The organism is Embleya scabrispora (assembly GCF_002024165.1).
Classification (GTDB): domain Bacteria; phylum Actinomycetota; class Actinomycetes; order Streptomycetales; family Streptomycetaceae; genus Embleya; species Embleya scabrispora_A.
In genome coordinates this window covers 91,544-112,610 of the sequence record NZ_MWQN01000005.1, presented here as the reverse complement: position 1 = coordinate 112,610, position 21,067 = coordinate 91,544, and the positions used below count along the sequence as shown (strand labels likewise).

General features: G+C 67.1%; 15 protein-coding genes and 1 pseudogene. 8 read left to right on the top strand and 8 right to left on the bottom strand.

Translation table 11 applies throughout. From position 1 onward, the window contains the following. Positions 1-24 precede the first annotated feature (24 nt). Together B4N89_RS45275 and B4N89_RS52395 are read left to right on the top strand one after the other, a co-directional pair. A complete protein-coding gene (locus B4N89_RS45275) occupies positions 25-2,118 on the top strand; it encodes a hypothetical protein (protein WP_078982543.1) in 2,094 nt (697 codons plus the stop codon). 328 nt (positions 2,119-2,446) lie between these two features. Beyond that, the gene (locus B4N89_RS52395) at positions 2,447-3,937 is read left to right on the top strand and encodes a hypothetical protein (protein ID WP_078982542.1); all 1,491 of its coding nucleotides are present in this window, start codon (positions 2,447-2,449) and stop codon (positions 3,935-3,937) included. A 686-nt stretch (positions 3,938-4,623) separates the two neighbouring features. On the opposite strand, the pseudogene B4N89_RS53635 reads toward B4N89_RS52395, so the two are convergent. Then, positions 4,624-4,989: pseudogene (locus B4N89_RS53635) on the bottom strand (helix-turn-helix domain-containing protein); the annotation flags it as partial. A 672-nt stretch (positions 4,990-5,661) separates the two neighbouring features. Between B4N89_RS53635 and B4N89_RS45255 the strand changes: the two are divergent. The 3 genes from B4N89_RS45255 (at position 5,662) to B4N89_RS49340 (ending at position 10,510) form a co-directional block, all read left to right on the top strand. Further along, positions 5,662-6,843, top strand: coding sequence for a cytochrome P450 (locus B4N89_RS45255; protein ID WP_101897590.1), 1,182 nt, complete (start codon positions 5,662-5,664; stop codon positions 6,841-6,843). Between the two features lie 1,784 nt (positions 6,844-8,627). Next, complete coding sequence (locus B4N89_RS45250; protein WP_161501049.1) at positions 8,628-9,467, top strand: AAA family ATPase; 840 nt, start codon at positions 8,628-8,630, stop codon at positions 9,465-9,467. After that, a complete protein-coding gene (locus B4N89_RS49340; protein WP_143658363.1) occupies positions 9,467-10,510 on the top strand; it encodes a hypothetical protein in 1,044 nt (347 codons plus the stop codon). The genes B4N89_RS45250 and B4N89_RS49340 overlap by 1 nt, the downstream gene beginning before the upstream one ends. A 547-nt stretch (positions 10,511-11,057) precedes the next feature. Here B4N89_RS49340 and B4N89_RS45240 read toward each other — a convergent pair. Next, positions 11,058-11,450, bottom strand: a complete 393-nt coding sequence (locus B4N89_RS45240; protein WP_078982537.1) for a hypothetical protein — start codon at positions 11,448-11,450, stop codon at positions 11,058-11,060. 588 nt (positions 11,451-12,038) lie between these two features. Between B4N89_RS45240 and B4N89_RS49335 the strand changes: the two genes are divergently transcribed. After that, complete coding sequence (locus B4N89_RS49335) at positions 12,039-13,919, top strand: hypothetical protein (protein WP_143658361.1); 1,881 nt, start codon at positions 12,039-12,041, stop codon at positions 13,917-13,919. A gap of 7 nt (positions 13,920-13,926) precedes the next feature. Here the strand turns inward: B4N89_RS49335 and B4N89_RS45225 are convergent, their stop codons facing one another. The 4 genes from B4N89_RS45225 to B4N89_RS45210 form a co-directional block, all read right to left on the bottom strand. Beyond that, positions 13,927-14,301, bottom strand: a complete 375-nt coding sequence (locus tag B4N89_RS45225; RefSeq protein ID WP_078982534.1) for a hypothetical protein — start codon at positions 14,299-14,301, stop codon at positions 13,927-13,929. 48 nt (positions 14,302-14,349) lie between these two features. Further along, the gene (locus tag B4N89_RS49330) at positions 14,350-14,910 is read right to left on the bottom strand and encodes a hypothetical protein (RefSeq protein ID WP_143658359.1); all 561 of its coding nucleotides are present in this window, start codon (positions 14,908-14,910) and stop codon (positions 14,350-14,352) included. Between the two features lie 1,404 nt (positions 14,911-16,314). Continuing rightward, positions 16,315-16,803, bottom strand: a complete 489-nt coding sequence (locus tag B4N89_RS45215) for a hypothetical protein (RefSeq protein ID WP_143658357.1) — start codon at positions 16,801-16,803, stop codon at positions 16,315-16,317. A gap of 175 nt (positions 16,804-16,978) precedes the next feature. Further along, the gene (locus B4N89_RS45210) at positions 16,979-17,416 is read right to left on the bottom strand and encodes a hypothetical protein (RefSeq protein WP_078982531.1); all 438 of its coding nucleotides are present in this window, start codon (positions 17,414-17,416) and stop codon (positions 16,979-16,981) included. A gap of 350 nt (positions 17,417-17,766) precedes the next feature. On the opposite strand from B4N89_RS45210, the gene B4N89_RS45205 reads away from it, so the two are divergent. Then, complete coding sequence (locus tag B4N89_RS45205; RefSeq protein ID WP_143658355.1) at positions 17,767-18,915, top strand: hypothetical protein; 1,149 nt, start codon at positions 17,767-17,769, stop codon at positions 18,913-18,915. A gap of 163 nt (positions 18,916-19,078) precedes the next feature. Here B4N89_RS45205 and B4N89_RS45200 read toward each other — a convergent pair whose 3' ends face one another. After that, the gene (locus B4N89_RS45200; protein ID WP_161501048.1) at positions 19,079-19,684 is read right to left on the bottom strand and encodes a GGDEF domain-containing protein; all 606 of its coding nucleotides are present in this window, start codon (positions 19,682-19,684) and stop codon (positions 19,079-19,081) included. 211 nt (positions 19,685-19,895) lie between these two features. After that, positions 19,896-20,297, bottom strand: a complete 402-nt coding sequence (locus tag B4N89_RS45195; protein ID WP_143658353.1) for a hypothetical protein — start codon at positions 20,295-20,297, stop codon at positions 19,896-19,898. 298 nt (positions 20,298-20,595) lie between these two features. Here B4N89_RS45195 and B4N89_RS45190 point away from each other — a divergent pair, with 298 nt between their 5' ends. Next, entirely contained in the window at positions 20,596-21,036 is a 441-nt protein-coding gene (locus B4N89_RS45190; protein WP_078982527.1) for a hypothetical protein, read from the top strand. Positions 21,037-21,067: the final 31 nt, after the last annotated feature.

The following is a 21,067-nucleotide window of genomic DNA, read 5'->3' as shown; positions in this document are numbered from 1 at the left end:
GGTCGGATCGGGCACATTGCGGCCATGTTCAACGGACTCGACGACATCGACTGGGCTTGCCTGGAGCACGCGTACGGCTCCGCCGAGGAGGTCCCGGGGCTCCTTCGCGCCATGCGATCGCCGGACGCGGACAAGCGTGAGAAGGCGTTCGACAGGTACCGCGGCGCCGTCTACCACCAGGGCAGCGTCTACGAATCGACTGCCGCCAGCCTTCCGTTCCTGTTCGAGATGGCCCGCGACGCCGGCACACCGGACCGGGCGGCCGTGGTGCGCCTGGTCGTCGGCGTCGGCAACGACGCGCTGATCCGCCTCGACGGCGGCTACCTGCATCTGCCGGTCCTGCAAGCCGCCGTGACCCACATGCGCCGACACGCCGACGCTCTCGTCGCGCTCACCGCCGACCCGGACCCGGACGTGCGCCGCGCGGCGATACCCGCACTGGGACTGTTCGTCGACGACGACGGCGGCGCGCGGGCAGCCGCACTGCTGCGGGAACGCATGGCGACCGCAGACGGCATCGCGGAACGACTCGCGGTCGTCGAGGCGACCGCGACGCTGGCCCTGCGGCTGCCTGGCGTCGCCGAACAGGCCCGCACCTGGCTCGCCGCCGTGGCGACCGACACCCACCGGGACGCGCCGACCCGCCTGGAGGCCGTGACCCAACACGCCCGCTGCGCCCCCGACCGGATCGGACACGACGTCGTCCGCGCGACCGTCGCGCTGCTCGACGACATCGCCGAAAGCGCCCCCTCGCACCGCGCGTGGCGGCACCCGACACGCGAGACATCGGCGACTGCGGACGCGCCGCCGCAGTTGATCGCCGCGTTCGAGGACCTCGAGCGCCACGACCGCGTGTACGCGCTCACCACCCGCACACTGCGCACCCTCCACGAGGCGCTCGGCGAACACGTCGCCTGGCGTACCGAATTGCTCACCGCGCAGTTGCGCAGCCCGGACCCGGGGACGCGTTTGGACGCGGTGCGCATGAGCTTCGACCTGATGAAGACGTGGCGCGGCGACCACGCCGTCCTCGTGGCCCTGATCGCGGATCAACTCGACACGGACGATGCGGAACTGGCCGCCGAAACGGTCACCGTCCTGGATGCCTGTCGTGCCATCGCCGAACCCGCCCGCGAGGCGTTGGCCGCATACGTTCTCGCGCGGCGTGCCGAGCACGGGCCGAACGTGTGGGCCCACCCCGACGCGGAGGTGCGACGGGCACATCAGGCGGCGGTGTGTGCGCTGGCCCGGCACGGTGACCTGCGGGCACTGCCGTGTCTGCTCGTGGCGTTGCGCGGCGGGATCGACACTTGGCGGGCATTCCCCGCAGCGGCCCAATTGCCGGCGGCGTCACGGGACCTGGTGCCCCTGGTGAGTCGGTATCTGCGTGAGGCCGATCTCACGGCCGCGCCGTTCGAAAACACCACGCATGCACTCCTGGACGCCCTGTCCCGGCTCGGGAACCCCGACGCGGTGCCCGTGATCGCCGACACCCTGGAGATCGCCGTATGCGAAGGGCACTGGGACATCGCCGAGGCGGCACTGAAATCCCTGACTCCCTTCGGAACCGCGGCCGCGGCGGTCCTGCCCCGGGTCCGGCGGTCGACCGCGGCCCCCGAGGCGTGTGTCCGGATCGCCGCCGCCGAGGCCCTGCACGCCCTCGGCGGCGCACCGGACGAGGTATGGGCGGCGATCGTCGAACTCGCGGACGCCGAGGGCACGTCCTGGATGGTCGATCTCGGTGATCTGGTCGGCCGTATCGGCCCACCCGCCCCACCGGTTCTCGTGGCGCAACTGCGCAACGCCTTGACGCAGGACAACACATGGCAACGCGTCCACGCCGCCACCACACTGTGGCGCCTGTTCGACGAACCCGACGCGCCGGTCGTGCTGGAGGCCCTACTGCGAGCATGCGAAAACGCACCCGCCCTGTCCAACGACATCGTGGCACGCCTGGACCTCGTGGGCGCCGCCGCGCGACCGGCCGTGTCGCTCATCGAAGCCACCCTCGCACATCCGCGCCGCAACGGCTGGTGGCCCGACATCGACAGCGACGAGGAACTCCAGCAAACCGCCCGCCGCATCCTCGCCAGATTCGACCCGGAGCGCCCCGCGTAGCCGGGCAACGAACAACCGGGCTCCCCGCGAACGGGGCTGGGTTCGGACACGTCAACCCTCTCGGGATCGTCGGCGCACACGCCATCGCAACCGGCACCGACACCGCGTTCGCCGTCCGCCGTCGCCGGGCGCGGCAACACCGGTACCGACCCGTCGGCATCCCCTCGACCACGAGATACCGACCAAGTCGACAAGCACGCTCCACACCCTCCTCGCCAGAACCGGCAGCTACGTCTCGATTGCTGGAACGTCGTCGCCCACGCTCGCTATCGTCGATCCTCGACGGGACCTGCAGCCACCGGACCGTCCGACCTGGCGAAGGGACGCGATGCGCGAGGATTCGCTGTGGACCGCGTTGAGTCACACCCGGATCCGCCCGGGCCACTATCTGTGGGTCGACGCCCGGGGCGGCCCCACCCCCGACGCCGGGTACGCGCGAGTGGAGCGCGTCGAACACCTCCCGGCCGACGTCCTGTTCCGAGGCGCCGACCCACCGGCGAAGCCGCCTTCCGCATTCAAAACCGCAGCCGTCGTCTGGTGCCAGGGACTGCCCGGAGGGCTGATCCTCCATCGCGGGAACCATCACCGCGTCCTGCACGCCGTTCCCCGTGCACGCATGGAATACGACGAGCACCACCCCACCTGGGAGGAAACGGACACGTTGTTGCGCGGGGCCGCACTCGTGCAGGACTGCGCCGACCCCGTCGACGACCTGGCCCCACCGGTCACGAAAACCGCCCGCCACGCCGCGACGTTCACGAAACCCGCCTCTGCACTGCTCCCCGGCGACTACCTGCGCGTGCACCGACGCCACCCGAACACCGCACGCGGGGTGGACGAGGGATTCAGCCGCGTGCTGTGGACGGAGCACCTGCTCGAGGACGCGGTGGAGCGGATCCTGACCCGGCCGCGGTGGGCCCACGGACGCCTGGTCGCCGTCGCCTACGCCGACAACTTCGACGTCCTGCTGCTGCCGGACGTCGACGTGGACGTCCTGACCGCGCCCAACATCGAACGCGTCGCCATGGACCGGGGCACGGACACCTTCGACGACACCTTCCGCCGCCGCTTCGAGGACGCGACCGAACCCGACCGGGCCTCGGCGCTGGTCATCGACGCCCGGCTGCGCCCCCAACCCCCGGCCGGAGAGGCACTGCTGTATCCGACGCTGATCACCGATCCCCACGAACGCGCCCTGCTCCTGGAAGGGATCGAGGGCCTGCGCTCGGTACCTCTGTCGGCACTCCCCTATCCGCATCACCTCTTCAAATGCGCCCATGCCGACCGCGTGAAGGCCCTTGTGGAGCAATACCCGGACGCCGAGGGAGCCGACCGGGCTGCCCACGCCCACGCGTTCTCGACCTGGGGCCCCGACGACTTCCGCGCGTGCGAGTACCACCGCGGTGACTGGGCGGCGATCGCCCTCGCCGCCGAACGCGCCCTCGCCGCAGGGGGCGACACCGCCGACATGGCGGATCGGGCCGGACGCGATCCCGAACTCGACGACCACGACCGCGAGTGCGCCGCGTCGCTGATCTACGACCCCATCGCCTGGAGCGACGGCGACGAGGCCCTGGTCAACGGCCAACACCGCCTGTGCGCCCTGCGCGCCGCAGGCGCCGTGTCCTGCCCCGTCGACGGACGACACCTGCCCGACACCGTGCACGAGGCCATCAAGGCCACGCCGTCGGCGCAGGCCCGCGCCCATGCCGCCGGATTCTGGCGGCGGTACGTGCGCGGGCTCGGCCGCTTTCCCCTGACGGCGGCCCGGGCCATGCGCAGTGCCCGCGTACGTCGCCGACTCCGAGACCTGGGGTAGGCCGACGCCTCCCCGTTACCGCAAGGTGGGCGGCGTCGTGGACGCCGGCGTCGCGTGAGTCGCCGGCCGTGTCCGCGTGTCGTCGCTCGCGTCGGGGTCGAGGAGTTGTCGGTCGGGTCGGGCACATTGCCCGCATGTTCAATGGACTCGAGGACATCGACTGGGCTTCGATGGAGCACGCGTTCGGCTCCGCCGCCGAAGTCCCCTCCCTCCTGCGGGCCATGCGCTCGGTGAACGCCGAGGAACGCAAGAAGGCGTTCGACGAGTTCTACGGCGCCGTCTACCACCAGAACAGCGTCTACGAACCGACGGCCGCAAGCCTGCCGTTCCTGTTCGAAATGGCCTGCGACACCGACACACCGGACCGCGCGGCGGTGGTGCAACTGATCGTCGGCATCGGCGACGACGCCCTGTCGCGCCTCGACGGCGACTACCTCGACCTCCCGGCGCTGGAGGCCGCCGTCGCCCACATGCGGCGACACGCCGACGCCCTCGTCGCGCTCACCGCCGACCCGGACCCGGACGTGCGCCGCGCGGCGATACCCGCACTGGGACTGTTCGTCGACGACGACGGCGGCCGTCGGGCCGACGCCCTGCTGCACGAGCGGCTGGCGGCCGAGGACGGGCACCGCCTCCTCGTCCCGCTCCACCGCACGCCGGGCCGGTCGCTGCCGCGACCAGCCGTGCGCTCGCAACAGCCGCCACACACTCGACGGCGACGCGTACACCACCCCCGTGACCTGCGTGATCACCCGCCCGACCCGCGCGAGCGTCCAGACCTGCCCGGTGAAACCCGCCGCCTCCGGCCCGGCCTCCAACACCGCCGCCACCTCGGCGAACCCCTCGTCCGACAGACGCCGTCGCGTGCCGGGCGGGCCGGCCGAGCGCAACGCGTCCGCCCCGCCGTCCACCCACGCGCGATGCCACACCGACACCGCCTGCGGCGACACACCCGACCGACGCGCCACCTCCGCCTGCGACACACCCTCCGCGAACCAACCCGCCGCCCGCAACCGCAACCTCTCCCGGCGCTCCCGCTCCACCGGGGTCATCCCCGAGTTCCCCATACAGCAGGTATGCCCACATTTGACACATCGTCAATCGAACCCGGAAACGTCAGTAGGCGCCGCCTGCTGCGCGCGCGTACCGTTTCCTCCGGGCAGAGCATCAGCCGCCACAACCACGGCAGCACCGCGGACAGTGTCTTGCCCGCCCCCGTCGGCACCCGCAACAGCGCGGGCAGGCCCTCGGCCGCCAAGCGCTCCTGATACGGATACGGGGCGCGGCCGCGACGGCGACCGCCGGTGGCCGCGAGAACGAACGCGCGAAACGACATCGCACTGCGACGATAATGTCGCCCAGCACAACCGTGGACGTCACAGAGCAACCGAAGCGACCGACGATCCGGACCTCATCGCGATCGGGTCGGAGTATCTGACAGTCCCTGTCGAGCTCATCCGAAACCGGATCAACACCGAAATGTGAGAGTACTTCCAACCAGCGCTAATACTGCGTCTTCTGCTCACGGGCCCTGCGCCAGGCCGCCGAGGCGGGCGGCCATCGGTTTGTTCCGAGCACACGGAGAATGCCCGTGGAAGTGTCGGTTGTGCTCTTGACCCGCTTCGAAGGCCAGCCGACGATGACAGCCTCCGTTTCCCGATCACCGGCGACTGCGCTTCATGTGCCCACAGGAGCCGTCGGTTCTCCGACGAAGGGGCGCTGCGATGCCTGCCTCCTCCGGGCTGGATCTGTTCGCCAATCCCGTCCTGACCGATCCGTATCCGACCTATGCGCGGCTGCGCAAACTCGGCGCGGTCGTGCACCTCGACGCGCACGCCGTCTGGGCCGTGCCCCGGCACGCCGACGTTGCGGCGGTGCTGCGCGACCCAAACACCTACTCCAGCGAACGCGCCCTCGCTCTGACCGACGAGGTCAACGAAGTGGTTCTGACGGGTTCCGTGGTTGCCAGCGACGGAGCCGTGCATGCCCGGCTGCGTCGGGTCCTGTCGCGGCAACTCGCCCCGCGGGCACTGAAATCGCTCGCCACCGGCATGCACGAACATGCCCGCGCCCTGGTGGCCAGCCTTCCACAGGGGCAAGTCTTCGACGGCGTCGCCGACCTGGCCGCCCCCTTCGTCGCCGACACCGTCATGCGCCTGACCGGCCTGCCCGAACAAGACCGCGGCCACGTCCTCGACCTCGCCGATGCGGTGTTCGACGTGTTCGGGCCCGACAACGCGCGTACGCGGGCAGCGATGCCCCGCGCGGAGCAAATGTTCACCTACCTCGACCGGGTCGCCACCCGCCAGCGGATCGCGCCCGACAGTTGGCTCGGCGCCATCCACCGTGCCGCCGACCAAGGCGAGATCGACGAGACACAAGCCGTCCAACTGATGCTCTCCTACACCGTCGCCGGAATGGACACCACCATCCTCGCCATCAGCACCGCCCTGCACCTGCTCGCCCGCCACCCCAAACAGTGGGACCTCGTCCGCAACGGCACCGTGGCAAGCGACGCTGTATTCGCCGAGGCATTGCGGCTGGAGGCTCCCGTGCAGTTTTTCGGTCGACGCACCACCCGCGACGTCCACGTCGGCGACACCCTCATCCCAGCCGGCGACCGAGTTCTTCTTCTCTATGGCTCCGCTGGCCGCGACCACGCCAAGTGGGGACCAACAGCAGACAACTTCGACGTCACCCGCCCGGACTGTCGCGACCACCTCGCCCTTGGCCTCGGAGCCCACCAGTGCGCCGGAAACCACCTCGCGGCCATGGAATTCGCCGCCCTACTCGCTGCTCTGACCGCCCGATTCCCCACTCTCTCCCCCAGTCCCGACGAAACCCCGATTCGACGACTGCACAACATCCTCCGCGGCCCGCGCTCCCTTCCCCTGATCGCCGCCTGAGGCGGCAGCACCGCGATCACGTCCTGCGCACCCCCGCCGATCAACACACCAGCCAAGAGCTCACCGCCGGAGCCGTTGGCGGCCGCACGCCTTCAAGACGCGGCGGCCGCGACAGCAGATGCGGCGCGATCCCTGGTCTTCTAGACCCGTCCCCGGCAGGCCAAGGAGCCGATCCGGTGGCCGAATGCCGGCTCTTCACGACTGCGTGCATCACCGATCACAGGATTCCCTCAGTCCTACCTCTCCCTGCCGGTTGACGACGTCCGCTACGCCCTGAGCTGCAGCTGGCATCTACTCGTAACTTGCACCGAACGTCAGCGGCGCGAAGCATTCAAGCAGCCCTGGCAATCGCATGAACCTCAGCTACTTCGGTAACGCAGGCTTACTCGGGGCGTACCCTCCCGGGAGCTACCGGGACGTTCGGCAACGACCCCGCAGAGTCTGACGGTTTGCCGCAAGCGAGGCTTGCTCTGGCTCCAATGGGCCTGGCGGCCGGTCTGTCACCCATGTTGTGAACTTGTGAATGCTGTCTCTGACCTTCACCGACGAGCTCAGGGCCGGGAGCAGCTGCACAAGGCCTCTTTGCTCTCCGGCGGCTTTCTACACGACGCACAGCCTGAACGCGTCCCGCGACCAACGGTACGACTCGCAGCCCTGGGAGCTCACAGCCGTCGACGTCTCCGAGTGCCAGCAACAGAGGAGTCACCGCGCACAGGCCAAGTGCTCAAGCCCCAAGACGGAACTATTAACCATTTGCTAGAAAAGCCGACTCTTTAGCATTTGCCCTATTCTGTGACCAAATATTTCCTCTGGGCACCATCCTGCGGCGCCGCGTCTGTATGAACTCCAACAGGGTTGGACGCGGGAGATCTGGACGCGCCAGGCGTACGACAACCGCGGACCCTGGGGCTGGGGACACCAGCCCACCGGACGCTGGACTCGACGATCCTGGCGGCCTTTGAGTCCATTGGTCAGCGGCGTGACAACTTGAAGAGTCGGCCAATACCAAGTACCGCTGCACCGAATGCGCGGGGGCTCCAGTCCACAAACATATGGGCTTTCGAAATCAATGAAGCGGCGGCCGCCATTACCCCCGCAGTCGGCTTCGGGGGGCTGGAGAGACCACTGTCGCCCACGGTCTCTATCCACCTGCGGCACCAGCCTACATTAAAGAGAGTGTAAAAAAGTGCCCCTGACCTGCTATTTCACATGTTCACAACATGGGAGACAGACGAGGAGACAGACGCCGACAGGGATCGACCGACCTCTCGACTGAGAGGAAGAGTGAGCGTCGAGCAGCCTTGCTACGGGCCCTTGCATGGAACCGTAAAGCTGGCGCTATAGAAAACCTTCAAGGGAGACATCAAATTACTAAGACAGCAACAAGCTGAAAAGCATTACTAGGATTAAAGCGAAGGGGTGTTCGGATTCAGTATGCGCGACACGCTATTGCGCGAGAAGCTTGCGCACATAGAGGGGAGGTTCTGCTAACGTACGCCAGCAGTACTCACGGTTCATTTCAGGTCGGAGGACATCATCGAGACGGCGGGGAGTCGACATTGCACATGATGGGCGTCTCAGCCCCCGCCCGTCGAACTCTGTCGAGAGCCACAACGGCAACCGATCCAACGCCCATCGAGGTTGCACGGCACTCGACCACGCAGAAGACGACAGATAGACCAACGATTCGCCCGGGAGATCGACGCGTCCGCTCGCATAGATCAGCAAGAAGCCAGGGCGAACCAGTCAAAACCCACTCGCCACAGGAACATCGAGGCCTTCTCATGAAACCGACACAAGCTGCGGCCGTGCCCGCGCAAGCGTCTGCCGTTCAGACTGATCCGCCGTCATCTGAAGCGGAAGATCACAGCTGGGAACGTCTACTCGTCATCCCCGAGACCATTCCTGCTCCGCTGCGACAAATGATTACGTTGCTCGACCCGGACCTCCAGATGGTTGTGCTGGCCGCGCTCAACTCGCCGAACGGGGTCCAGCTCACCATCGCCAACGCGAAGGGGGGCGTCATGAAGACGACACTTGCCGTCTACACCGCTCTCATGCTGGCGTTGACGGGCGAGCAGGTACTTCTGGTCGACGCCGATGACACAAATCGAACGTGCCTGAAATGGAACCGTCTCGCAGGCCAAGCCTGGCCAAGGAACGTCATGGTCGTTGGGTGGGCCGACGACGCCCTGCGTACCCGCATCGACAACGCGCGCGCGAACCACCGCCACATCATCGTTGATGTAGGACCGTCCGACACGAGCCTCATCAAGCAGGCCTGGCTCGCTACTGGACACGGCATCGTCCCCACCCAGCAGTACCCCGGCGACGTGGTCCAACTGCCTACGACCTTCGAACTGCTTCGGGAACTCACGGAACCGGTCAAGCTCCAGGTCCTCCTGTCTCGGGCCTTCCCCGCTCGGAAGTCCTTCACCAATGCTGTGAACCACATCAGCGGCCAGGGGTATCCCTTGTTGAAGGGGCATGTACCGCATTTGGAGTACATCGCCGAGGAGTGGGGCGCTCTGCCTGCCGAGTTCACACACTTCGCAGAGGTCGTTGCCGAAATCCTGGGCGTGCCGCGGCATGAGATCGACCGTCGCATGAAGCGAGCCGCCTGATGGCCGGCGCACGCAAGAAGAAGCAGAGTGCTTTCGAAGCCATCGCAGCCATGCAGAGCCAGGGCGTTCTCAAGCAGATCGACGAAACCGGTCAGGCTGGCACATCGGCGACGGCGTCAAGTGACGCCCCTTCGAGTTCGGTAGCGTCCGCATCGACAGCAAGCGAACAGTCACACCAGAACCACCCGGCCAGCGAGGCAGCCGTCACACCACCCCCCGCCCAGGACACCAACGAACCATCAACCCCCGCGCTGCCCCCGGTAACGTCGGTGCCGGCTGTCGTCGCCGATACCCCATCGACAGCAAGCGAACAGTCACACCAGAACCACCCGGCCAGCGAGGCAGCCGTCACACCACCCCCCGCCCAGGACACCAACGAACCATCAACCCCCGCGTCGGTGGTACCGCAGCAGGAACAGTCGCTCCCAGATCGGTCGACGGCCGTCTCGGTACCGCCCCTTAACTTCGACGCCATTGAGGCTATTGCGGAGGGCAGCCGACCCGTGATCACCTCGTCGTTGCCGTACTCCCCGGCAACGACGAACGTCGACGCTCTCCCGGGGGGTCTCCGGACGCTCCTGCAGGATCGTCCGGTGTACTACGGACTCCTCGGCCGCTGCTACGCGGCCGCTATTCAAGCTCGAACCGCTCGCGTGAAACACAAGAAGAAGAGTCTGCGCATCTACCAGGACCTCGCGCATGCCCTGACCGTGCAGAACATTCAGGACAAACGCGAACTGAAACTTGCCGGACTCGTCGTGAGCCATTACGTGGACGCCGCCTTGACGGTCGGTCGGGGAGCTGAGACAACGGATCAGCTGCTGGAACTGGCCCATCAAGAGCGAGACGACAGGATCGCGGATGTCTCGGAGAACCATCCCAACCACTACACGCTCTCGCCGACGAATGCCGCCTGGATCGATGAAGTCACGGACGACATGAGGGCTGTCGGCAGCAAGGGCATGCAGGCATACCTCGTCAACGCCCTCGTCAGGCACTTCCTTGCCAACCTCAGCAACGAGCGAGCACGGGGAGCATTCTGATCCCGAGAATCGACCGCTTCGCGGGCGGCATCCCCGGTCAAGGGGATGCCGCCCGCTTTGCGTTCATGTCTCTAGCGACATCGCTGCCTAGGTCCTCCTCGCAGCCGCCCGATTCATAGGCGGCGCGACCGTGTCGTATGCGTCGGTGCCACCAACGCCAGCGATGTGTAGGAAGTTCCTACACGAAGTAACCTGCGTGGTTGGCTATGCAGCCTGTCGTCACTCCCGACATTGCCGTGCACCCTGAACGTTCGACTCAGGCTCTGGGTCTTTGACCAGCACCTTTTCTCGCAAAGTCTCCTGTTGTCGGCGTGTCGCCACGAGCCTGCTTGACGTTTCTGCGAGGCTCAGGGTTAGGTTCCCACAGCAGATTACGTAAGAGGGTCGTATGCTTCTCGCCCAGCGTGTACGACCTTCGTCCGTCTACCAGCTTTGTCACGTTCCGATCAGGGATCGTGACACTCGGTCCGCCGAGGTGTCCGTCTCTCACGAACAGGAGGCAGTAGTCATGAGCCCACGGACAGGCGTCCGATCAAACGGCACGGTGTCACAGCGCTGGCTGAGTGACCATTCCGATGTCCCGGTCCATGTGCTGCAGGCACTGAGGCACAGAGGCCTTCTCCCGGACCTGCATGCGCTTCGTCCCGAGGACGTAGTCGTCGCCCGCGCTGCCGAAGCCACCGGCGCCCATCGCACCAGCCTCGAGGCCGCCTCCGAGCGCGAGCACGACCTCACCGTCGTACGAACCGTGCGCGAGGCCATGACGAAGAAGCGCTCTCCGAGGACGCTGCTTCTCGTAACCGCCAATGAGGCAGTAATCACAAGCGAGGAGCACGAATTCCTCGCAGCTAAGGAGCGACCGCGCCGGAACGGCGAATCGTTCGTTGTCCTGCCGTTGGGTGTCTGGATGGCGGAACTCGATGCCATCCTGCAGCCGCACGGTGCCCGGGGAGGCTCCATAGCAGCCTGAAACGAAATACGGCGCCATCCCGCCTGTCCGCAACAGGCAAGGATGACGCCGATTCCGAAGTAGGCTGGTAAACCAACCCGCTCGCCAAGCTCAAGGTTACCAGTCTTCGGCCGTGACGTCTCCTGACGGGCGACGTCCCTCCAGCGTGTCATGCCCGCACGCCTAGGACCTGGTGACCTTTTTTGCGTTCCCGCACGCGCCGCCTCGTCTTCGGGCTCTGCCTGAAGAGAGCTGGCAAACCCCTGAGCTCTGCCTGCTACCCGCCCCGTGCCAGCCGAATCATCCACTGGCACGTGCCGGCTTCCACGCCGGTCGCGGACGGAATCACAGGTAGGGCTGCAAGCGCCGCAGCCTCTGCACAACCCGTGTCCTCGGCATGCCCAGCCAGCGCGTCCGCTGCTCACAAATCGCTCGGCGCGCGGCCCGCAGAAGCTGCCGAAGGTGGGGTGTCCTCACCCTCCAACCCCTAACTGACGCGGTCCTGCTGCTCTGCCATCCGTCGGCTGAGCAGCAGGTGAAGCACTGCCTCATATCGCTGAACACGAACGCGGAGCGCTCATGCACGGCACCTCCGGGGTCGATTTGTTGTTGCCAAAATCAACCCCAGCACCTCAGCCCAACGTCATTTCACCCGCCCAGCAACATGCCCTGCTGCTCCATCCGGGCATGCGTCAGCGGCTCCGCCGCGCAGTCGACGCCTTGGTTCTTGATAACCGCTTGATGGCCTGCTCCGTCGGCGCTCGGCTTGCACTCCTAGTCGTTGCGGCGAAGTCCAACTGGGAGGACGGGTGCATCGCCCATATCAGTCGAGCTGAACTGGGCCGGTGGTTGGGCGTCACCCCCCGAACCGCGCACGACTACCTCGACGAACTGCGTATCGCGCACGCGCTCGTCACCGAACCTCACTACGACTCGCAGGGGACAGTCGTCGGTCTCTGGTGCGCGCTGCCGGAGATGGTCGGTGTGCGCTGCCTCGAGGAGAATCCCACGCACCCTCTCGCCCTGACCCGAGGCGAACTGGCGACTCTGCTGCGGCTGTTGGAACACCTGATTGGTCCCGGATGGCTCAGTACCGACGGCACCGGAACACCTCCGGGGCTTCTTGCCACACGTCGTGGCCGCGGAGCTGCAACAGATCGACTCGCGTTCGTCCTACTGGCATTGCGTACCGGTACGGATGGCCGGATCCGTCAGCGTGGGGGACGATTCTCCGGCCGTCGCGGCCGCATGGCCGCGACGCTGCGGGCACTGTTGGGGTGCACCGACGCCGGGGCCGAGAACGTCCTCTCCCGGCTCGCGGACCGCGGCGTTGTCCGTCGGAACCGGCGCACCATGGCAACCGGTTTGCGTCACCGCACCGATTGGCTCGTTCCCGCCATCGCCCGGGCCCACCGCCCCTCCGAGCCGCTTCCACGACCCCGTCGCTGCCTCACACACCCGAAGCGTCGCGAGATCGTCCACAAAAGCCCTGGTCAAACCCAACACCAGACGCGTTGCCGCACGTCACCGGGGACCCGCTGCAGCTTCACACTTACACACGACCACACAGCCTTGGGTGACGTTTCCCTTCACGCTTGCGATCCGATGGTGTTCTCCGCCAAAGGCGAATCCACCCCTACCGATACGTCGCGCGAGAGCTCGCGAAATCGCCCCGGCGCGCTGCGCGCGGAGAACCCTCGGCTTCGTTTCCCTGGGGAGAGTACGGACGTTCGCGTCGTTTTCGCTGCGATTCCCTCGGTCGTTTCCCGCTTCACGCCCGGCCAGCGTGCAACGGCCGCCCGGGCCCTCCAGCTCGTGCTACGGGGCCCGTCCGCGCTGACACGCAACACCTGGTTCTGGAATGCGGAACTACTCGCCGCCCACTTCTCGATGCGCCTGCCGCTGAGACCAAACATCGAGATCCGGTCCGCTTTGGGCTGGTTTCTGAGTCAGTTGCCGGAGTCCATTGCGATCTGCAGGTACTGCCGTCGCACGACGCATGGCGCCCCGAGCTCGCGCCGAACCATCTGCGGGGTGTGTCTGGACGACGGAGCCACACCGACCTCGCCGCCGGCACCGGCAAACGTGCCCGCTCACCGGCCCTCTCCTCGCGAAGGCTTCACCTTGCCGGACTGGGCCCGCGAAGGTGAACCCGAACCTCGTCCGGCTCACACTCCGCACATGTCGCCGGGCCTGGCCGCCGCGATCAGTCACCGGCAACGGTCGACGACTTCTCCTTCCGACTTCGACCGCTATCGCCTGGCGGAGGAGCAGCGATGGTTGACGCGCATCACCGATCTCCATGGGCCTGTGGGTCGTCCTGTCGGTGCGGTCGACAGGCCTGATCTCGGTGTGATCGGTGGCTTCCGAGAGTCCACGTCGGCCGAGGAGTTGGTGGGTTTGGTCGAGGACCCGGCCCGGTGTGGGGCAGCCCCGAGTCGCGCGGGAGTTGCCCGATGAATGCGGGTCAGGGCCCGTGGGGTGCGGCAGGGTCGGTGGGCCCTGCGGCGATCCAGACTCCGATGACTGCCGCCAATACCAGGACCAGGAGCACGGTCACTCCGATGACCAAGACGAGGGCCCGGGTGATTCTCTGCCCGTCTGCGCGGCCGGGCTCGGATGTCTCGGTGCGGTCGCGTTCGTCGATCTCGATGCCGGCGACGACCAGGCCCGCTTCGCCCTGTTGCAGGCAGACGACACACAGGGTTCCGCGGGGTGGCCAGGGCCGGTCCGCCTCGAAGTCGACCCAGGCCGTCGGGCCACCGTCGGGAAAGCGGTACTCCACGTGCACGCTCGCGGTGTCGCCCGATGTCGAGGGGACGAGTTTGGTGACCGTGCCCACGACACGTGCCGTCCGGGATAAGGGTGGAGTTGGCAACGAGGCTCCTCGTCATGGATGTTCGGCCCTGGGGAACGAACTCAGTGCCCCGGGTCCGGAGATCAGGAAGGCACTCGGGGTCACGACGACACGGTCGATCGGGCCCACGTTGTCCAGTGGCGCGGTTGCCACCGGTTCCGACGCGGCACCGGCCGCCGGCCAGGCGACGAGCACGGGTGACGCTCCGGGCGCGGTACGCAGAGTCCACAGGAGGTCCGCGCCGGGCTCCGGTGCCAGCAGCGGACGGGGACTGCCGCCGAGCGTGCCGACCGGGAGGAGCCGCGGGGGTTCTTCGGGTGTCGGGTGGACCTCGAGGACCTCAGGTGCCGCGGCCGGCGCCAGAGTGACCACCTGGTCCCGGAACGGGACGGCCACATTGCTCGGATATCGTGCCGCCGCCGTGATGCCCGCGGATGTCTGTCGAAACCACGTGGTCGTGGTGGTCGTGGTCACCAGGATGCCTGAACCCGTGGAGGCCAGGTCCAACACACCTCCCGAGTCGAGCCTTCCGTCCACCGACAACAGGGCACCCGAACCGGCAAGCACCTGCCCGGTCACGTCCAAGAACGTCACGGCCGGCCGCGTACCCGAGGGCGCGTCAACCACAGTGGCCACCGCGGCGATGCGTCCCATGACCGCCACCGTGGCGGAGCCGCTCCGAGGCGCCGGTTGCGGAACCGGAACAGCCGTGTTCACCGCACCGTCGAGGTTCGTTCCGTTCACGATCGCCACGGTCGGACCGTGGCGGAACACGGTGATGTCACCCGATGCAACCTCACACGGCACACAGGAGGATCCGCCGGGGATGGCCGCGGACTTGACGATGCTCGCCCGTCGTTCCTTGGCATCGGTGGGACTCGCGAGCCCGATCGCCGCACGTCCGTCCGGAACGTGTCCCACCCACGCGACCAGACCCTCACGGGTGACGGCCGCGGCGAGCGGTGCGATGTCCGGCGCTGTCGCCTGGATTCGCGAGCAGGTTCGCCCCGTTCGCGGATCCACGAGCATCACGTCCCCAGGTGCGCCCGAGACACCGGATCGTCCGCGAACAACGAGCAACAGGCTTCCTTTCGTCTCGGACAGCGGTACGGCCAGGGGAACGTCTGCGGGATCGAACCGGACGCTCCAGGTGCCGCCCCTTGTGTCAGGGCGGTCATTGCCACAGCTGATGCCGACCTGATCCGGAGTTCCACTCGGGTGGGCCGGCGAGGACGGATCCGCGGAGCATGCCGTTGACGCGCACAGTGCGACCAGGAGCGCCAACGGCACCGCGCGGGAGGCCCAAACGGAGCCGGGGGACCGGGTCCGTGTATACGATGAACGCATTGACTCAGGGTAGGGACTCGTGACCCACGAAGCCGAGTCCCTGCAGCACGTGACTTGAGATTCGACCCCTCTCGTCCGGTTTGTGCAGCGGTCCTCCGGTGGCCACCACGGGCGCACCGTCTCCGGTACTCGACGTCCGTAGCGAGCACCACCGCCAGCCTCACAGCTTCACTTGCGAGCATCGATGTTGCGGGCAGTGACCGCAGTAGTGACTGGGACAAGCCGCCCGCCGTCCCCTCGAGGGAATGAGAACCCCTTGCCCCGAGGCGTAACGCCGCTTGGGAGCGGGCGGTTGGTCGCCGGGCGAGGAACGGCGATCAACGGCTCATCGCTGTAGTCGGGGTGAGCATTCGGCGGGCGAGGACGGCCACGCGCTCAGGGGAGAGGCGGACTCGGCCGGTCCGATGTCGGTATGGGCCGCCTGTGTCTGCGGCGCAGGTCCGTTTCTCTCGAAAGGGACGAGTCTGCGGTCGAAGCCCTTCCCTACAACGGCTGTGTCGGGGAGGGGTCTCTCGTCTCGTTCCCAGTGCGGGCTGCCTGGGCGTCGGGTGGCACCGTGCGATGCAGCGCCCGGGCATGGCGCGTGGGAGACGGCGGACGGGGCAATCCGCCGGGTTCGGATGCGCGGTCGATCCGAACCCGGCGGCTTTCTCACAGGTTCAGGAGCCAGTCCGGAGCGGTGCTCTCGGGCGTGTCGAAGGGGCTGCGGTTGAGACGCTCGATCGCGTGGAGTGCGTCGACGTCGCAGCGGGACACGTAGGCGCGTGTGCCCTTGTCCACCGGCATGCCGATCGTTCCGTTGCGTGTCACCGGGAGCGTGCGCAGGAGGTCCCCGTCGTGTACGAGCAGGTGCAATCGATAGGTGCTCGTGCCGGCTGCGTCAAGCCACCATTGGCCGCCGGCGTCGCGCGTCACCAACACGATCAGCCCTTCGTGTGCGTGGCCGGCGGTCGGCGACGGGCGCCGTGCGTTGGTGACCGCTTGCAATGCCGCGCAAACCCCGTCGGCAGCCGCGTGTCGCGCTGCGTGATCCCCTGCGTCCTCGTGCAGGAAGCCGCCGTCCGGCGCCGTGAGTACGGCGTAGGCGGCCGTGCGTGGGGACAGGTAGGTTCCGTGGCGGTACGGTCCACGATGGCTCACGACGTCTCCCTAGGTTGGTCGGCTGATCAGGCCGGTGAGGAAACGCTAGAGGACGCAACTCCCTTACTCCGCAACGAAATTCATGTACCGAACCCTTCCCGGGACGCTCCGCTGCGGGGAAGGGAATGCCGTGGGCGAACGGGCAGTCCCCCGACATCCGATCCGCTTCCGTCAATCAGGTCAGCAGCAGGCAGACGACCTTGTTGACGGCCTGCAACGCTCGCGCGAGATCCTGCGCAACGGAACGGGATTGCACCAGAAGGGGATCCGCGCCTATGTCGCGCGCACGCTCCCGCGCCGCGCGCAGCGCGTTGTCGCATGCCTCCCGGAGACCCGCCAACATCGCGCTGATCCGATCCGCTCGGACCAGAACATCGGTCGCCTGCCCGGCGGCGCTCCGGCATGGGGTGTGCTCGCAGGTCACTCGCGCCAAGGAACCCAACCCCGCGGTGGCGATTCTCAGCCGTGCCGTGGTGTGAAGGCGGGACGCGACCTTCCCCAACGCACCCTCCAGAGGCTCGTTCTCGAACTCGTTCAACACTGTGCAGGCGGTCGCCTGCTCCAGGACGACGCAGAAGCTCCTGAGGATTTCATCGAGCTCGAACGCCACCATGCGAGTGGCGTGTTCCAGTGCCGGCCTGCGCCCACAGACGGTCTCGTGCCGAGTCTCGGATATCGGTCGAAGAGAACCGTTGCCCACCATCGAGCCTTTCCGGTGCGGGAGTTGGTCCACCCGAGGTTAGTTCCTCGTGCCTTCGACGAGGCCGTGAGACAACCCCTCCCCGAAGCAGCGGACAGGACCGAAGCCTTGACCTCCGGCGGAGCTTCCGGCGGGAGGCCGGAGCAAACTCCCCGACATCGGCGGATCCCCGCGTCACGGGGGAGGGTTTCCGGCCCCGACGTTCGATGCAACGACGTCCCTACGCTTCGAGACACCGCCATCCACCCGTTCCGGGAGTCCCCATGCTTGTCGAACACGTCGATTTCACGGCTGCGTGCGCCCTCATGAAGGCGCTGCCGCGCACGCGGTCGGTGGACACCAGCGTCAGAATTCTCGGTCGTGACGGCACCGTGCGTCTGTCGGCGACGGAACCACCGACCACCGTGGCCGTGACCATTCCCGGCGCGCACTGCAACGAGGAATTCACCTGCTCCCTGCGTCATCTCGACCAGGTGCGCGCCGTCATGCACGGGCCGCGCATCCAACTCGTGCGGGTCGACGACGGCCTCCTCCTCGTCGACGGACACACCCAGGCGCGCCTGCCCGCCCATGGGAAACCGCGGCCCGAACCCCCGCGCATCCCCATCACGCCGTCACTGAGTATCGAACTGTTCCATCGGCAGGCGCGGTCCGTCCTGACCCTGGGCGCGGTAGCGGGCAAAGACCTGTCAGCGCCGTTGTTCCTCGACGTGCTGATGGGCAGCGGTCCCGACGCGATCGGCATACACGCCACCGACGGCCGCACCATTTCGGTTCAAACCTCGATCGACCCGGCTTCCCCCGAGGAGGATGCCCAACCCGCGTGGTGCCGCGTGCCTGCAGAGGCGTTGTCCTCCCTCCACGACGTCCTCGGCACGGCCGTGGACCGGGTGGTCGTGGAAGGCGCCCGGGACGCGCGAGGCGACCACGCGGTGCGGATCGTCGCCGAGGCCGGAGACATCCACGCCGAAGTATCCACCCGTGGCCATCCGTTCCGGTTGCCCGCGCCACGACGCCCTCACCAGGACGTACGAACAGCGAACCTCACTGTGGGTCAGGTCCGAGCACTTGCCCGCGCCGCGCGGGAGCTGGGGCGCCCGGGAGTATCCACCTCCCTGGCGACCGACCCCGCCGTGTCCGTCTGGCACGTGCAGGGAACCAACCCGGACGGGCTCGTGATCGTCAAGTCGCTCACCGGTGGCAGCGTTCCACCTTCGGTCGTGGCCACCACACTGGCCGACCCCGTGCGCTTCGAACGCGCCGTCGACGCCATGAGTACCTCACTGGGCTCCCACTGTCCGGCGGTGTTGTCCATCGACGGCACCGGACCGGGCTCGGGCCTGACCGTGCAGGCGGCCGAGCCGGGGCTGTCGTGGACGGTGCGGATGGCCGGTAGGCGTCCCCTCGAATAGTCGCGCACGCCGCACGCGCCGCCGCTCGACCGCGGCGGCGCCTGCGGGAGCCCCTCCCCCGGAGGGCGGGCGGACAGGTCGGGCCCGGGGAAGGGTTGCAGTTCGACCGCCGACCGACACTTGCCGGCCAGCGGCCGAACCGCCACCCTCAAATGACCATCCGTTACGTGCGCCGGCGCCTACGCTTCGACGGCTTGAACTCGTACATCTTCATGTCCGCCGCCTGCAACGCGTCGGAGAGGGACAGTGGCACCCGCGCGCGATGCGCGTTGCAGAAGCCCACGGACGCCGTTACGTCCAAAACACGTTCCCCGTGGGTAACGGGCTGCGACAAGGCACGCTTGAGTTCGCGGATTCGCGGGCCGGCGTCCACCGGGTCCAGAGTCACGACCACGGCGAATTCGTCTCCTCCGATCCGCCCCGCGATCCCATCGGACCCACAGAACGCACGGAGACGATCGGCAATCGCGCGCAGATGAGCGTCACCGCCGGCGTGCCCGTGCCGGTCGTTCGTCCGCTTCAGATAGTCCGCGTCGACCAAGCCCACATACGTGCACGACGCGTCCCGCCGGCGCGTCGTCTGCGCAATCAGATCAGCCGCCGCTAGCTCGAACCCGTCTCGGGTGATCAACCCGGTAAGCGGGCAGTGCCGCGCCCGATGCAACGACGTCTCCAACCTCCTGATCGACGAATTCAGATCCCGCTCCCGAGCGGTGTAGTGCCACGCGTGAACAGCCCAGGAAGCGCAGACCAGCACGACTAAAAACACCAGAGGAACAGTTGCCCCATGCATTCGAGTCTCCCGAGGATTGTGGGCTTTTCAGGCCCGGAGGCTCGATTATCCCAGGGCTGCGAATAGTGCCGGGGTACACGAAACCCTTCCCAGGACCGCCCGATCCGGGGAAGGGTTCCAGGCGGAGGCCCGGGAAATACCCGGGCCACCCGCCTCGAATCTAGAATATCGCTGCGCGTCGTTCATGTCAGGAGCCGGCCACGCGCACGACCCCGTTCCGCGACAGCAGATCGCCGATCTCCGCCGTGGTCAACCGCCGTTCTAGCCTCTCGATTTCGGACAAGACGACCACCAACTCACGCGGGTGCTTCTTGGCCACGTACTCGATTCCCCGCAGCACCGATTCCGGCGTCGGCACGATGCGTTGCAGCCATTCGGTGGAGAAGTGCATCCGATAGCAGATCCGATAGTGCCCGCTTCGACCGGGGCCCGCCTCGGACAGAGGGGCCGGCGCCTCCGGATCCACCATCGTATGCGTGACGGTAAGCCAGTTCTCGAAGACCGCGATCTCCCCGCAACCCGTCGCGGTCCGTTTCCGGATGTGCTCCGCCGCGACGCGCGCGGAGTCCAGAGGCACCGAGGTGTGCACATTTCCGTCCGCGTCCGTGAATCTGACCTGCCATGTATGCGTGTGTTCCCTTGCCACGAATCCGGGTCCCATGAGACTCGGTCCTCTCCTGCGGTCGACAAGAATCGACCTTCATTCTGTGGCATCGAAATCAAAAGGACTCCCGTGTACTCCCCTTCCCGGGCGGGTCGGGGGAAGGGTACTCGAAGGGGATGGAAAGCCGTGGAAGCGTCTAGGCTGGTTTTCGATCGAATATCCGATCACACGGGACGGAATCATGACTTCGACACAATCATTCATGTCGAGCGATGGGCACATCATGGACGCCGAATCGCTCGCGACGAAGTTCGAGAGAAGCCCCGACCTCGTGCGCACCGAGGCCGGATGCTATTTCGTGGCGGGCGACATGGGCGAGACCGTCTACGTGCCGATCAGCGACGACGCGTGTAAGGCGATCCTGAGCGAACGGCGTGGGCGTCTGCGCGCGGCACACCAGCGCGCAGACGCGGTGCACCGGATCCTCGCGACAGCCGGCATCACCATGGCCGCATACCCGACTTCCGGAATCGCCGTCACAGTCGGCAGTTGTCAGGCCAACGTCTATTGGTGGTACGCCGACTCGACGCAGCGCGACGACCCGTTGTTTCGGCGCAAACACGTGGCCGCCGAACTCGAACGATGCGTTGCGGCACTGCGCGACCACGGATGGACGCTGGGCCCCGGTGACCGCTCCGGAATGCACCCTGTTCGCCGGCTGTGACGTCCGACCCGTCGCACCGAAGGACCGAAAC